At 70.8% G+C, this 12,445-nt stretch carries 13 protein-coding genes and 1 pseudogene; 7 read left to right on the plus strand and 7 right to left on the minus strand.

Features of this window, described 5'->3' with window-relative positions:
- Window positions 1-158: 158 nt before the first annotated feature.
- The 4 genes and pseudogenes from OG594_RS42140 to OG594_RS42155 form a co-directional block, all read right to left on the minus strand.
- Window positions 159-2,309 (minus strand): MMPL family transporter, encoded by a 2,151-nt coding sequence (locus tag OG594_RS42140; RefSeq protein ID WP_266607673.1) that lies wholly within the window; start codon window positions 2,307-2,309, stop codon window positions 159-161.
- Between the two features lie 987 nt (window positions 2,310-3,296).
- Window positions 3,297-4,126, minus strand: a pseudogene (locus OG594_RS42145) (IS5 family transposase).
- 187 nt (window positions 4,127-4,313) lie between these two features.
- On the minus strand, window positions 4,314-4,724 hold the full coding sequence (locus tag OG594_RS42150) for a VOC family protein (RefSeq protein WP_266607674.1): 411 nt from the start codon (window positions 4,722-4,724) through the stop codon (window positions 4,314-4,316).
- Between the two features lie 180 nt (window positions 4,725-4,904).
- A complete protein-coding gene (locus OG594_RS42155; RefSeq protein ID WP_266607675.1) occupies window positions 4,905-6,572 on the minus strand; it encodes a N,N-dimethylformamidase beta subunit family domain-containing protein in 1,668 nt (555 codons plus the stop codon).
- Window positions 6,573-6,686: 114 nt separating this feature from the next.
- On the opposite strand from OG594_RS42155, the gene OG594_RS42160 reads away from it, so the two are divergent.
- From OG594_RS42160 to OG594_RS42170, 3 genes are all read left to right on the plus strand, one after another.
- On the plus strand, window positions 6,687-7,580 hold the full coding sequence (locus tag OG594_RS42160) for a hypothetical protein (protein ID WP_266607676.1): 894 nt from the start codon (window positions 6,687-6,689) through the stop codon (window positions 7,578-7,580).
- Between the two features lie 56 nt (window positions 7,581-7,636).
- Entirely contained in the window at window positions 7,637-7,762 is a 126-nt protein-coding gene (locus OG594_RS42165; RefSeq protein ID WP_266607677.1) for a hypothetical protein, read from the plus strand.
- Window positions 7,763-8,044: 282 nt separating this feature from the next.
- Entirely contained in the window at window positions 8,045-8,665 is a 621-nt protein-coding gene (locus OG594_RS42170; protein ID WP_266607678.1) for an RICIN domain-containing protein, read from the plus strand.
- 170 nt (window positions 8,666-8,835) lie between these two features.
- Here the strand turns inward: OG594_RS42170 and OG594_RS42175 are convergent, their stop codons facing one another.
- Window positions 8,836-9,147, minus strand: coding sequence for an Imm51 family immunity protein (locus tag OG594_RS42175; RefSeq protein WP_266608844.1), 312 nt, complete (start codon window positions 9,145-9,147; stop codon window positions 8,836-8,838).
- 119 nt (window positions 9,148-9,266) lie between these two features.
- Window positions 9,267-9,503 (minus strand): hypothetical protein, encoded by a 237-nt coding sequence (locus OG594_RS42180; protein WP_266607679.1) that lies wholly within the window; start codon window positions 9,501-9,503, stop codon window positions 9,267-9,269.
- 83 nt (window positions 9,504-9,586) lie between these two features.
- On the opposite strand from OG594_RS42180, the gene OG594_RS42185 reads away from it, so the two are divergent.
- Both OG594_RS42185 and OG594_RS42190 read left to right on the plus strand, forming a co-directional pair.
- A complete protein-coding gene (locus OG594_RS42185) occupies window positions 9,587-9,763 on the plus strand; it encodes a hypothetical protein (protein WP_266607680.1) in 177 nt (58 codons plus the stop codon).
- 299 nt (window positions 9,764-10,062) lie between these two features.
- A complete protein-coding gene (locus OG594_RS42190) occupies window positions 10,063-10,422 on the plus strand; it encodes a hypothetical protein (protein WP_266607681.1) in 360 nt (119 codons plus the stop codon).
- 120 nt (window positions 10,423-10,542) lie between these two features.
- Here OG594_RS42190 and OG594_RS42195 read toward each other — a convergent pair whose 3' ends face one another.
- Window positions 10,543-11,007 (minus strand): hypothetical protein, encoded by a 465-nt coding sequence (locus tag OG594_RS42195; protein WP_266607682.1) that lies wholly within the window; start codon window positions 11,005-11,007, stop codon window positions 10,543-10,545.
- A 416-nt stretch (window positions 11,008-11,423) separates the two neighbouring features.
- Here OG594_RS42195 and OG594_RS42200 point away from each other — a divergent pair, with 416 nt between their 5' ends.
- Both OG594_RS42200 and OG594_RS42205 read left to right on the plus strand, forming a co-directional pair.
- The gene (locus OG594_RS42200; protein ID WP_266607683.1) at window positions 11,424-12,011 is read left to right on the plus strand and encodes a TetR family transcriptional regulator; all 588 of its coding nucleotides are present in this window, start codon (window positions 11,424-11,426) and stop codon (window positions 12,009-12,011) included.
- A gap of 173 nt (window positions 12,012-12,184) precedes the next feature.
- The gene (locus OG594_RS42205; RefSeq protein WP_266607684.1) at window positions 12,185-12,379 is read left to right on the plus strand and encodes a hypothetical protein; all 195 of its coding nucleotides are present in this window, start codon (window positions 12,185-12,187) and stop codon (window positions 12,377-12,379) included.
- Window positions 12,380-12,445: the final 66 nt, after the last annotated feature.

The raw sequence follows: 12,445 nt of genomic DNA on the forward strand, positions 1-12,445 counted from the left end.
GGGCATGGCCCTGCACGGCTCACCGTCGGGGCAGGGCACCGCGATGCGCCGACCCCGGCCCCGGCGCGTGGCGCAGGACCAAAGGGCGGCGGTCGCGGGCCCATGAAAATCCGGGACGGGCCTGGGGCCCGTCCCGGAACTCGTCCGTGCCGCCGCGCTCACCGTTGCAGCGCGGGCTCCTCGTCGTCGGCGAGCGACTGTTGACCGTCCGGCAGCTCCGCCGCCGGACGGGACAGCCGGCTCGGCCACCACATCCGCCGGCCGATCAGCAAGGTGAGGGCGGGCACCAGGACCGACCGCACCAGCAGGGCGTCGAGCAGCACGCCGAAGGCCACCAGGAACCCGACCTCGATCAGCATCACCAGCGGAAGCGTGACGAGGACCGCGAACGTGGCCGCCAGGACCAGGCCTGCCGAGGTGATGACGCCACCGGTGGCTGAGAGGGCTTTGAGCATGCCCTCTCTGGTGCCGAGACGCACGGTCTCCTCCCGGGCCCGGCTGGCCAGGAAGATGTTGTAGTCGACGCCGAGCGCCACCAGGAACAGGAATGCCAGCAGCGGCACCGAATGGTCGACACCCTTGAACCCGAGGATCGTGTCGAAGACGAACACGCTGCCGCCGAAGGCTGCGGCGAACGAGACGATCACGGTGGCCATCAGGACCAGCGGGGCCACGATCGCGCGCAGCAGCAGCCCGAGGACGATCAGGACGACGGCGAGCACCAGCGGGATCACCAGCTTCTCGTCGCGCTTGGTGGTCACCTCGGTGTCGAGGTTCTCCGCACTCGGCCCGCCGACGATCGCCTCCGCCCCGCTCACCGCGTGCACGGCGGTGCGCACCCGCTTGATCGTGTCGTACTCTGCGACGGTGTCCGGCGCGTCCTTCGGGTACACGGAGATGTTGGCCCAGCCACCGCTGGTCTGCTCCGGGATGGCCAGGGCCACACCGCGAGTGTCCCTGACGATGTCGAGCACCCGCTCCTGGTGCGCCGGCCGCGTGAAGATCGTCATCGGCTGGCCGCCGAGCTCCGGAAAGTGCTGGCGGAGAACGGTGAAGCCGGTGACCGACTCCGGCGCGGACAGGAACTGGTCCTGCTCCCGCAGGGCGCCGGTGTTGCCCGCCAGCCCGAGGGCGAACACGCCGAGGACTCCGAGCGAGCCGAGCGTCGCCACCCACCGGCGGCGGCTGATGGCGGTGCCGAGCCGTCCCCACAGCCCCGGCTTCTCCTCCACGGCCGTGCTGAACCGCGGGATGGCCGGCCAGAAGATCCGCCTGCCGAGCACCACGAGCACCGCCGGGAACAGCGTCAGCATGGCCACCAGCGCGCACAGGATGCCGGCCGCACCGATCGGGCCCAACCCGCTGGTGCTGTTCAGGTCCGCGACGAGCAGGCAGAGCAGGCCGGCGACCACGGTGGCCGCGGACGCGACGATGGCCGGCGCCGCGCCGCGTAGCGCGTGGACCATCGCGACCCGGACGTTCTCATGGTGGTGCAGTGCCTCCCGATATCGGGCGATGAGCAACAGCGCGTAGTCCGTGCCGACGCCGAACACCAGGATCGTCAGCAGCGCCGAGTTCTGGTCGTTGACCACGATGCCGAAGCCCTTGACGAGCAGGTAGACGGTCCCCATCGCGGTCAGTGCGGCCACGCCGACGGCCACCAGCGGGATGATCCACAACACCGGGCTGCGGTAGGTGAGGATGAGCAGGAGCGTGACGACGACGATGGTGGTGAGGAGGACCTGCACGTCGATGCCGTCGAAGACGGCATCCATGTCGCCGTCGATCGCGGCCGGGCCGGTCACGTCGAGTTCCAGGCCGGAGGGGCGGTCCTTCGCGGCGTCACGCAACGCGCCGACGATGTCCTCCGGTGCGCCGTAGGTCGTGCTCACCTCGAGGGTGAACATCATCGCCTTGCGGTCGGTGGAGGGGCTCATCGGTGAGCCCTCGTCGTCCTCGCCGGCCGCCGCCGTCGTCTTCGGCGGGTACCGCTTGGCAAGGGTGTCGTAGTGGCGCTCGACCGTCGCGCGGTCGGCGTCGGTCATGCCGCCGGCGCGGTGGTACACGAAGACGAACGTGTTGTTGTCACCGCCGGGGAGACTGTCGTCCAGCACCGCCACCTTGGTGGACTCGGCACTGGCCGGCAGGGTGTCTACGGCGCTGTCGGTGGTGACCGAGCTCAACTTTCCGCTCAGCGGCACCATGCCCGCCGCCAGCACCAGCCACAGGCCGATCACCAACCATGGCACCCACCGGCCTGCCAACCGACCGGCCGGCGCTTCCCCGGACGGCGCTGCGTTGACTGCCATCACTAGCCTCCTGCATACGGGTTGAATCGCTTATCTGGACGCCTACTTCCTACCGAGCGAACCTGAGACGACTGTTAGAGGGCTGTATGCGAGTTCTTGCCTGAGATCTGACTCTGTTATGGGATGAGCGCAGGTCAGGGCTGTTGACGAGCGCCGGTTGCGCGGCGAGGACGAGCAAATCGACTGGGATACGGTCTGGCAGGCGTGTTGCCGCGGCCGGGCGCCCCTGGCATGGGGCCGGGCCAGAGGGCTGTCCCAGCCCGGGCTCTGCGACATACCGCGGTCATGAGTGGAGAGGAATCGACACGGCTGGCGAAAGCCCTCATCGATTCCATGAGGCCGAAGGCATCTCGGAGCGTGAACTCGCGCGCCGCACCTGGCTGAGTGAGCGACCATCAGGACCTTCGAACGCGACCGGGGAGACCTGCCCACCCCGATCGTTGCGCGAAGTTTCGAGGAAGTCCTCGGCTGGGCTCCGGGCAGCATCAAGACCGCGCCGTCCGAGGCGATGGGTCGTGAGGCATCGGCCGACTCGGCCATGGACCTCGAGTAGGCGCGCTGGGCAGGGCTGAATTCCGGGCGATTGCGGTCGTGGCCTGGTGAACAGTCCCGGCTCGGTTTCGGCCAGGATTCTGGCCTGGTCAAACGCTTCAGTTTGACGCGGACGTTGTTGACGTTGTTCGGTGCGACGTTCAGGTCCATCGCTTCGCACACGTTGCGCGCACGCAAGGGGGCGTCGGCTTCGGCGAACACGGCCATTCTGCTGGTAGGCGGGGCCGTCCGGCAGGGCCGCAGCCGGCGCCAGGGGTACCTCGTCCGTCAGTTCCAGGAGCGTTTTGCGGGTGATCGCGATGTGTTCGGCGGCCCGGGCGAGTCCGTCCAGCAGTGCGATCTGCTCGTGAGCAGCCTCCGTTTCCATGGCGATCTGCCGCTCGCGGACCTCCAGGCGGGCCAGCAGGGCGCCGAGGGTCTGCTACGGGTGGCCGCTCACACGCCGCGCCAGGCCAGGGCGGAGGTGCCCGTCAGCCGACGGGCCATCACGTCGCTCAGCGCCCAGTACACCCGTGACCCGGCCGAGGCCGGGCGGTGTTCGTAGTCGCGGACCAGCCTGCGGTGGAGCATCGAGATCCCGTTGGTCTGCTCGACCCTCCAGCGGATCGGTTGCGGAACGAAGCCACGGTCGGCCGGGTTGCGCTCGACCATCTCCACCGCGATGCCCAGGCCGGCGCCGTGGTCAACCACGGTCTTCTTGAATCCCTGATCCACCAGGGCCTTCGTCACCGTGGAGGTCCCGGCCGCGACCTTGTCCAGCAGCGCGGTGCCGAAGGCATTGTCGTGTACGGAGGCGGCCAGCACCACCACAGCGACCACCAGGCCCAGCACGTCTACGGCCAACCCGCGCTTGCGGCCTGGCACCTTCCTCGAGGCTTCCCGCCCGGTCGTGGCCGCGGGCACTCCGGCGGCGGCATGGAGACTCTGCGTGTCGAGCACCACCAGGCTCGGGTCGGCTAACCGGCCCCGGCCCTCACGCACCTGCCAGGCAGTAGGTCGTGGATGACCTCGTCAGTGCCATCGTCGCGCCACTTATAGAAGTAGTACTTCACCGCGCCGGGCGGTGGCAGGTCGTGCGGCAGGCAATCCCACTGGCAGCCGGTACGGGACTGGTACAGGAGCGCGTTGGCGATCTCCCGCATCTCGTATCTGTCCCGATGGCCTCTGACGGAGGGGTGCTTGGCCTTCCATTCAGTGGTCACCGGCTCGATCAGTGCCCAGCGTTCGTCGGACAAGTCGCTCTTGTAGGGCCTGAGTTCGCTCACCCTGCGACTGCAACACGGACAGATCCGTCGGCCAGCCGGAAGCTCCCGCAGTCACGCGATCAGGCGACACCGAAACAGACATCAGCTCACGTACCGCCCTCCGAGAGGGGCCGCCGACCCTGTGGGGCCGACGGCGGCGGGGGATGAGCAGTGGTGCTCGTGGTGCTCGTCCCCCGCTGCGCGCGTGCTAGGCCGAGGGCTCCTTGGCGCCCGGCTCCTGGTAGCCGTACGGGCGCGTGATGATCTCCATCCCGTGGCCGCTCGGGTCCGTGAAGTACACCCCGCGGCCGCCGTCGTTGTGGTTGATCTCGCCGGGGTGCCGGCCGTGCGGGTCGGCGAAGTACGGGGCCCGCGCCGACCGGATCTTCTCGAACGCCGCGTCGAACTCCTCCTCCGAGAGGAGGAACGCGTAGTGCTGCGGGGTGATGGACTCGGCCGGGATGGTCGCGAAGTCCAGGGTGACGCCGTTCCCGGTGTCCACGGGGATGAAGGGTCCCCACTCGGTCCCGACCTCCAGGCCGAGGACATGGGCCAGGAAGGTGGCGGACTCCCGGTTGTCACGGGAGTGGATGATCGTGTGGTTCAGATGGACGGACATGAGTGAATGCCTCCGAAAGGCACGTCACGGCACCTCCATGCCTCACCCGGTCGGTGACCGACACGCGATGCCGTGATCACGATCCTAAACACCCCGTTCGGGTGAAGTCCACCCCGTTCGGGCGAAGTCCACCCTGTTTGACCCGACCCCGCCCGCTGCCCGGCTGCGGCCCGTATGTGGTCACGAACTCCCGTACACCGCGTTGACGTTGTCCTGCGCCGGGTGGGTCCGGCCGGCCGGGCCCGCCGCGAACACCCGCAGGAGGTTCTCCGTCACCCGGGTGGTCAGCGCTCCCGAGCGCGCGTCCAGACCGTGGTTGCGTCCGCTGCGGCCGTCCCCGGTCGCGTCCAGGGCCTCCACCCACCGCATCGTGCCGGTCGCGAACACCCCCGCCCCGCTCGCCACCGTGTAGTAGGCCGTGTCCTGGTGGCTGGGCCGCCCCTCGCACACCACGGGGGAGTGGGCCAGGATCTCGATCGGCCGGGGCGTCGGGAAACTGGTGTCGACCTTGTCGTACTCGACCCCGACCAGGTGCTCGAAGCGGTCGCCCGCCCGCACCCCGGTGCCCTCGAAGAGCCAGTGTCCGGGGTTGGTGACCACGTACGGGGCGTCCACCGGGTAGCCGTCGTAGATCACGCCGAGCAGCGAGCTCTCCGGGTCAGCGCCGGGCACGGAGCGGAAGTCCACCGTCGCGGGCTGGCCGCGCTTGAACCCCGGGTCCTGCTCGTAGGACGACTTGTAGCAGACCAGCGTGCGGTCCGGCCCCAGGTCGGAGGGCTCCAGCCGGATCCGGCGGTAGCAGCAGTTCGCGCCCAGGATCGCGATGTTGGTACCGGCGTCGCGGGCGGCCGTGAAATGGGCCCGCTGCTCCGGAGACCAGTACTCGTCGTGCCCGAGCGAGAGCACCGCCGCCGCTCCCTCCAGGAGCCGCTTCTCCCGTGCCACGTCGGTGGTGGTCGTGTAGGCGAGGGGTATGCCGAGCCGCTCGGCCAGCGCGATCAGCGGGGCCTCGTAGACCAGGAACAGGCCCGCGCCGTCGTCGTACTCGTACGGCCGGTCGAAGCTCACGGCGAGCGAGCGGGAGGCGAAGCCGCCGCTGGGACCGTCGTAGCTGCCGTAGCCGCCCCACCGGTTGTACGCCTGCCAGGTGGCCACCGCGTTGACCACGACCGTACGACCGGCGGTCACCGCGGACCGCACGGTGAGCGGTACGAACCGTCGGCCCTCGCCGCCCTGCGCGTCCAGCCGTAGCAGGTAGCTGCCCTCCGGCCAGTCCTTCGTCTCGACCGTGGCGGTACGGGTCCACCGGGTGCGGACCATCCTGGTCCCGGCGTCCACCGTGTGCTCCGGCTGTCGGACCCCGGGCAGGGCCTCGGAGCGCCACACCAGCCGCGCCCGGGCCCCGCCGTACCAGCCCATCCGGTAGGCGGAGACGGTGAACCGGGGTGCGGTCGTCGACACGTGCAGCCCGAAGGACTCGCCGGGCAGGACGCTGACCTTGTCCGCGAACCCCTCGATGGCGCGTGCCGGGCCGGCCTTGTCCACCGGCCAGTCGGCGTGGCCCGGGCGGGCGTTCTCGGCCTTGACGTCGAGACCCCGTGCCGCGGCCGCCGACGGCCTCTTGCCCGGCGCTGCGGACTCCGAGGCCGCCGCGGACCGCGGCTCCGACCCGGATGCGGATGCGGAGCCGGAGCCGGAGCCGCCGGAACGGTCGCCGTCGCCGTTCGCGCAACCGGCCAGGACCCCGAACCCCGCAGCCGTGGCCGCCCCCGTCGCGATCGCGAGGAACCGCCGCCTGCCTGCGTCTTCGCCGTCCGAGCCGGGCCCGGCCGAGTACATCTGATGCATGGAGTGCACGTTATGTGATGCTCTGGCCCGGACTTCCACCGGCCTGTTCGACGGACATGGCCTAGGCTGACCCCCGGTTGTTCCGGCCACCAACTGACCACGGGGGAACGCGAGATGACGTACGACACCGCACACGCACCGGGCGCGGTCCGGCAGCTGTGGCAGCTGCTCGAACCGGTACACGCCGTCGTCTACTTCGCCCCCGAGGCCTACGAGGAGGCCGGCGCGCTCGGCTACGCCACCGACGACAGGTGGCCGATGTACTTCGCCTACCGGGCCGCACCGCTGGGCCCGGCCGGAGCGGGGCTCGTGAACGCCCTCTTCTACAGCTTCAGCCCGCGCATGGTGGACCACTACCTCGCACGGTCCTGGGACACCGCCCCGCCTGCCCGGGTGCTCGCGGCCCGTGCCGTCGCCGCCGACCGCTCCCTCCATGCCCTGCTCGGCGAGCGCACCGCCGCACCGGACCTGGCCGAGGCCGCCCGGCTCGCCCGGCGCGCCGCCGAGGCCGTCACCACCGGCGGGCGCCCGCTGGCCGCCGCCAACGCCGCCCTGCCCTGGCCCTCGGCACCGCACACCGTGCTCTGGCACGCGGCGACGATCCTGCGCGAGCACCGCGGGGACGGCCATCTCGCCGCCCTGCAGGCCCACCAGCTCGACCCGGTCGAGTCCCTGGTCCTGCAGTCCGGCGTGGGGGCCGCACCGGCACCGTGGTTCGAGAGCCGCCAGTGGTCCGCGGGCGAGTGGAACGCCGCCCGCGAGCGGCTCGCCTCCCGGGGCCTGCTGGCCGAGGACGGCGCGGCCACCGGGGCGGGGCTGGCGCTGCGCACCGGCGTCGAGAAGCTCACCGACGAGCTCGCCTCGGACCCGTGGTCGGAGCTGACCCCGCAGGAAGTGGCCCGGCTCGCGGAACTCCTCGTCCCGCCGGTCCTCGACATCGTCGGCGCCGGGATCCTCCCGACCCAGGGGACCCTGGGCATCGGAGTGAAGTACGACTACGAGGCCTGATCCGGCGCCCGCGGGAAACCCCCGCGACGTACGCGTTCTCCACGCTCGGCCCGCCCGTGACACCGCCGGGCCGCAGCGCCGCCCTCGCGGCGACCCACGGGTTCGACGGCCGCGCACGGCGCGCCCACACCGGGGAACCCCTGCGCATCGGGCAGCGCGGCAGCGCGCTGGCCCGGCAGTGAGGTAGCGCGGTGGTCCGGCGGAGCGGTGCCCGGCGGCTGAGCGCGCCGCCGGCCTACGTACCCGCGCCGCGTACCCGCGCCGCGTACCCGCGCCGCGTACCCGCGCCGCGTACCCGCGCCGCGTACCCGCGCCGCGTACCTGGGCCAGTCCGAGCCTCCATGGCCGAATCGGCCTTCTGACAGAGAGGGGCCGGGCTGTGTTCAGCTGCTTGCCGGCACCTGCCGGGCGTCATCGGTCCGGTGCCGCACCGCCGGTATGCACCCGAGGACTTGGGAGAGAACATGCCTCGCACCACTCGATCGGCGGCGGTCGTCGCAGCCACCGCCGTCGCTTTCGCCGCCGCTCTGACCGGTACCGCCGGGGCCGATGCCACCGGTGTGACCGCGCCCGAGGCCCAGGTCGTACCCCGGCCCGTGTACTGGGCCGCACCGGCACAGGGCGTGACGGTCGCCGCGCCCCAGCGGTTACTGAACCAACCCGTGCGGATCACCAACGACTTCGCCAAACGCCCCACCACCCAGTGTCTGGACGTGGATGCGAACGGCGGCGGCAACGGCACGGTCGTCCAGGTCTGGCAATGCAACGGGACCACCCAGCAGCGTTGGTACCTGTGGAACAACGGCGCGCTGGAGAGCTACCGCTTCCCCGGCAAGTGCCTGGACGCCGACCTGGGCGGCGGTGGCCGCAACGGCACCAAGGTGCAGATCTGGGACTGCAACAACACCCCGCAGCAGAGCTGGTCCCACCCGTCGGGCGACCGTGCGATCTACAACGCACGCTTCTACAACGGCGGCAACATCGTCATGGACCGCGACGCGAACGTCCTGGGCAACGGGGCCCGCGTCCAGCTGTGGCAGAAGAACTTCCAGTCGCAGCAATGGTGGGACGTCTGGGCCGACTGACCTCGGCAGCGCCCGGCCCGTGCATCCTCCGGCTCCGGCAGCAGCTGGGCCCGCCCCGCGGAACGAACGCGCGGGGTGATCTCGGTGCGCCCCTCCGCTTTCCCCCGCACGGCACCGGACGCCGCGGGCTCGGCCGACGAGATCCAAAAGGGCTGGCCCAGGTCACCGCACTAATCGTCGAACTCGAAGCCCGAAGTCTCCGCACGGGCAAGGATGTCGGCGACCGCGTCGGGGCTCGTGATGACGGATTCAACGACCGTCTTGAGGCGCGTGAGGTCGCCCAGGCTCCCTGTCGCGCAGAACATGCCGGCCTCGCTGTCGAAATCGAGGCGCTCGGCAACGTCCGGCCACGCAAACCGCATGAGTCCTTCCCAGAAGTACCCGTTCGGCTCGTACCCGGCGGCAACGACTGCGGCATCGGCAGCCAGGCCACCGGCATACATCGTCAGCGAGTGCTCGCCGTCGAAGTCATGCAGGTTCATCGTCACGATGCGATCATCGCATGCCCAGTACACGGGCTGCCCGATCCCTCGAACCGCTCGGCCGGCCCCTCGGGCTCCCGGCCCCGTCGAACCCTTCGGGTCACAGCAGTGGGGGTTGATCAGGCCGCCTTGAGTGGGGTGCCTTCGTCCGTCCACCGGTAGGGCTCGGCGGTCTCGTTGTGCCCGATCGCGTACGTCTCGGACCTCTCGATCAGGCCCTCGCGGCTGGCGAAGTCGCCGTGCCGCAGGACCCGGCGGGTGAGCCAGCCGCGGACCTCGTGCGGCTCGAGGTCCAGATCTGTCAGGATCCGGCCGACCCGGGAGGCGGATACCGGCGCGCAGCGCGTACCGGCCACCCGCTTGGCGATGGCCCGGTACGACCAGGCCCGCCTCCGGGTACGGCGGCGCGCTCGTCGCGGTGGCCCCGATCGCCACACGCATGGGACTGTGCTACGCCCTCGCATCGAGCCTGCTCGGCCTGCTCTGCACAACCTGGGGGACACCGGGGTGGCTCCTCATGGGCGGCGTCTTCGTCGCCTCCGGTCTCACCATGCCGTACGTGATCCAGTGGGCGGGCCGCAGCCGGGAACTGGCGGACAACGCCGACCGAACCTGACTGCACCCGACTGGCCCCGGCTGAACCGAGATCGCGAGAGAGGGCACCGGGCTGGTCATGTCCCGCGCGAGGTGCACGAGGCCACGGCGGTCCGCTGGCAACAGCAGTGGCCTGAGCTGACCGTGCTCGGCTGGCCGTCGGAGCCGGTCGTCCGAGAGCCCCTCTCCAACTCACGGCCCCTATCAGCTCTGCGCCGTCCGACCTCGCAGCGCCATCGGGGTCCAGGCGGGTCGGCCGACCGGGTGACCAACCGGAGCGCCGGCTTCCCATCTGAAATCGAACGGAATTACGATTCGAGGGTGACTGATGCAGGCTCCTTCCCCGACCACCTCCTGCAGCTGCAGGAACGCCTTCACCGCGCGCACGCCGACCACCGTGCCTACCTGGCCGGGCTGCCCTGGAGCGTGGAACCCGTGGTCGGGTGGAAGCGGGGCGAGCGGTTCTCCCACCGCGGCGACGTGCCCGACAGCCCCGGCTGGAGCGACGAGCAGAAGGAGACCGTCGACCGGATGCGGGCCGAGCTCCGGGAGCTGTCGATCGCCGTCGTCGACCACGCCTACTGGGCGAGCGTCCCGCGCGAGCGCCTCATGGACACCCGCATGCAGCTCAAGAGGCAGGCCCGCCCGGCGGAAGCCAGTAGCGTGGCCGAGACGGCGTAGTCGGTCACGCCGGACCCCCTCTTGCCCCCTGCCGCCAGCCCCGGCCCTGGATCAACTCCTGTTGGTACGCCGCTGGCTGGAGCTCACCCTCGCTCACGTCGACGAGGGTGGTGCCGCTGTTCATCGCTGCGTGCGGCGGGTGAGGCGGGCGGCGGCGAGGTGGAGCACGTTGTCGCTGGGCTCCCGGGGTGTGCTGTCGAGATTGGCGGCGTGACTTCGCAGCATCGAGACCAGGTGCCGGCCGACAGACGGGCCTTCGGCGGGGATGCCCCGATCGAGGGTGGCGGCGAGCATGTCGGCGAGTTCGCGGGTGTGGTGGGCGAGGGCGTCGGCGGCGAGCCGGGCCGCCTCGGCGGGGCGGTGGCGGCGGGCGAGCTGCTGGGTGAGGGCGGCGAACGCTTCTCCGGGCAGGGCGGGGAGGGGCTGCTCGGCGTCGAGCTCGTTGGCGAGGCGGCGCAGCATGGCGGCGGCGGTGGCGCGCGGGAGGTTCGAACGGACGTCGGCAGGGCCCTGGTTCGGAAGGGTGACGATCAGGCGATGGGTGTCGAGGGAGGCGAGGGTGACGACGTCGGGTGTGCGGTTCACGGGGGTGGGACTCCTTGTCCGGGGTCGCAGTAATACTCACGCACGCGGACACGGCGAGGGGCTGGAACGGCACCCGTGAGCTGTTGTGCGGGGTCCATGGGTCGTGGGCGGGGTGGGGCGGGGCGGTGAGGCGGTGAGGTGGTGGGGCGGGGTGGGGCGGATGCGGTGCGGAACGCGGCGATTGCGGCGCCTCCGGGGTTGGACCTTGAGCGCGGGGTCGTCGGTCAGGTTGCGAAGACGGCCACGAGGGTCTCGCCCCCCCGGGGGGAGGACGTCTTCGTAATTTCCTCACATGTGGAAACTAATTTCAACGTATGCTGAAACTCTCGCCGAGGGGAAGTCCCTCCTGTAACCGTTACGGAAGGTGATGCGGTGTGACTGGTCGAGGCCCTCGAGGACCTCGGGGTGAACGGGGAGTGCAGGCGGACAAGATCGTTGCTGTCGCCCGCAGATCCTTCGCCACGCGCGGCTACGCCGCGACCTCGCTCCGGTCGGTCGCGCAGGAGGCCGGTGTCGACCCCGGCCTGGTGAACTACTACTTCCGTACCAAGATCGGGCTGTTGGAAGAGGTGATGCAACCCCCCGAGGCGTTCGGCGCAGCCGTGGCCGCCGCCGCCGAACAGCCCTTGGAACGCCGGGGGCACGCCTTCGTGCAGGCCGCCCTGAGCCTGTGGGAGGACCCCGTCTCTGCCGAGACCCTGCGCTCCATCATCCTCACTGCCGCCCAGGAACCCGCCGCCCTGCAACGCCTGCGGCAGCTGTTCTCCGAACTTGTGCTGGCCGTCGTCTCCCACAGCCTGCCCGACACCGAACGCAACCTGCGGGCCAGCCTCATCTCCACCCAGATCGTCGGCATGGTCATGAACCGCTACATCTGGCAGATCGGCGCCATCGCCACCCTCCCCGCCTCCTCCGTCACCGACCTCATCGCCCCCACCATCCAGCACTACCTCGCCGACCCCCTGCCGCCGAGCCTCAGCGACGACAGCCGGAGCCCGGGCTGACCCGACCGCTCCAGCGAATCCCGCCAACCGCTCTCCGGCGCACCACAAAGCCGGCCACGTGCGCGGCGGCCGTTCTGCTCCCGCGCGCGGGAAGCCTGTCCAGGCCCATCGGGGAGTGTGACGCGCACCTGTCGGTCATCCAGGACGCCCGTCCACTCCCAGCGGAACTCACCGTGCTCCTCACCGGACTCGTCCGCCAGCTCGACGGCCTGGCCGCCGAGCAGCCGCTGGTCGCGTCGAAGGCTCTGGCCGACGTGCGGCACGTCATCGCCCCGGTCGGCGAGGACGCCGCCGCCCACGCGCTCGCCCGCAGGAGCACGAACGTCAGCCGGCCAGCTCGACCGAACCGTCAAGATCGCTCTCGGTAGGGGCCGTTGGGCCAACGCGCAAGGTCCGCGCGACCGTTGAGCAGGCCATACCCTGGGGGGCTCGTG

Source organism: Streptomyces sp. NBC_01214 (assembly GCF_026340975.1).
In the GTDB taxonomy this organism is placed as follows: Bacteria; Actinomycetota; Actinomycetes; order Streptomycetales; family Streptomycetaceae; genus Streptomyces.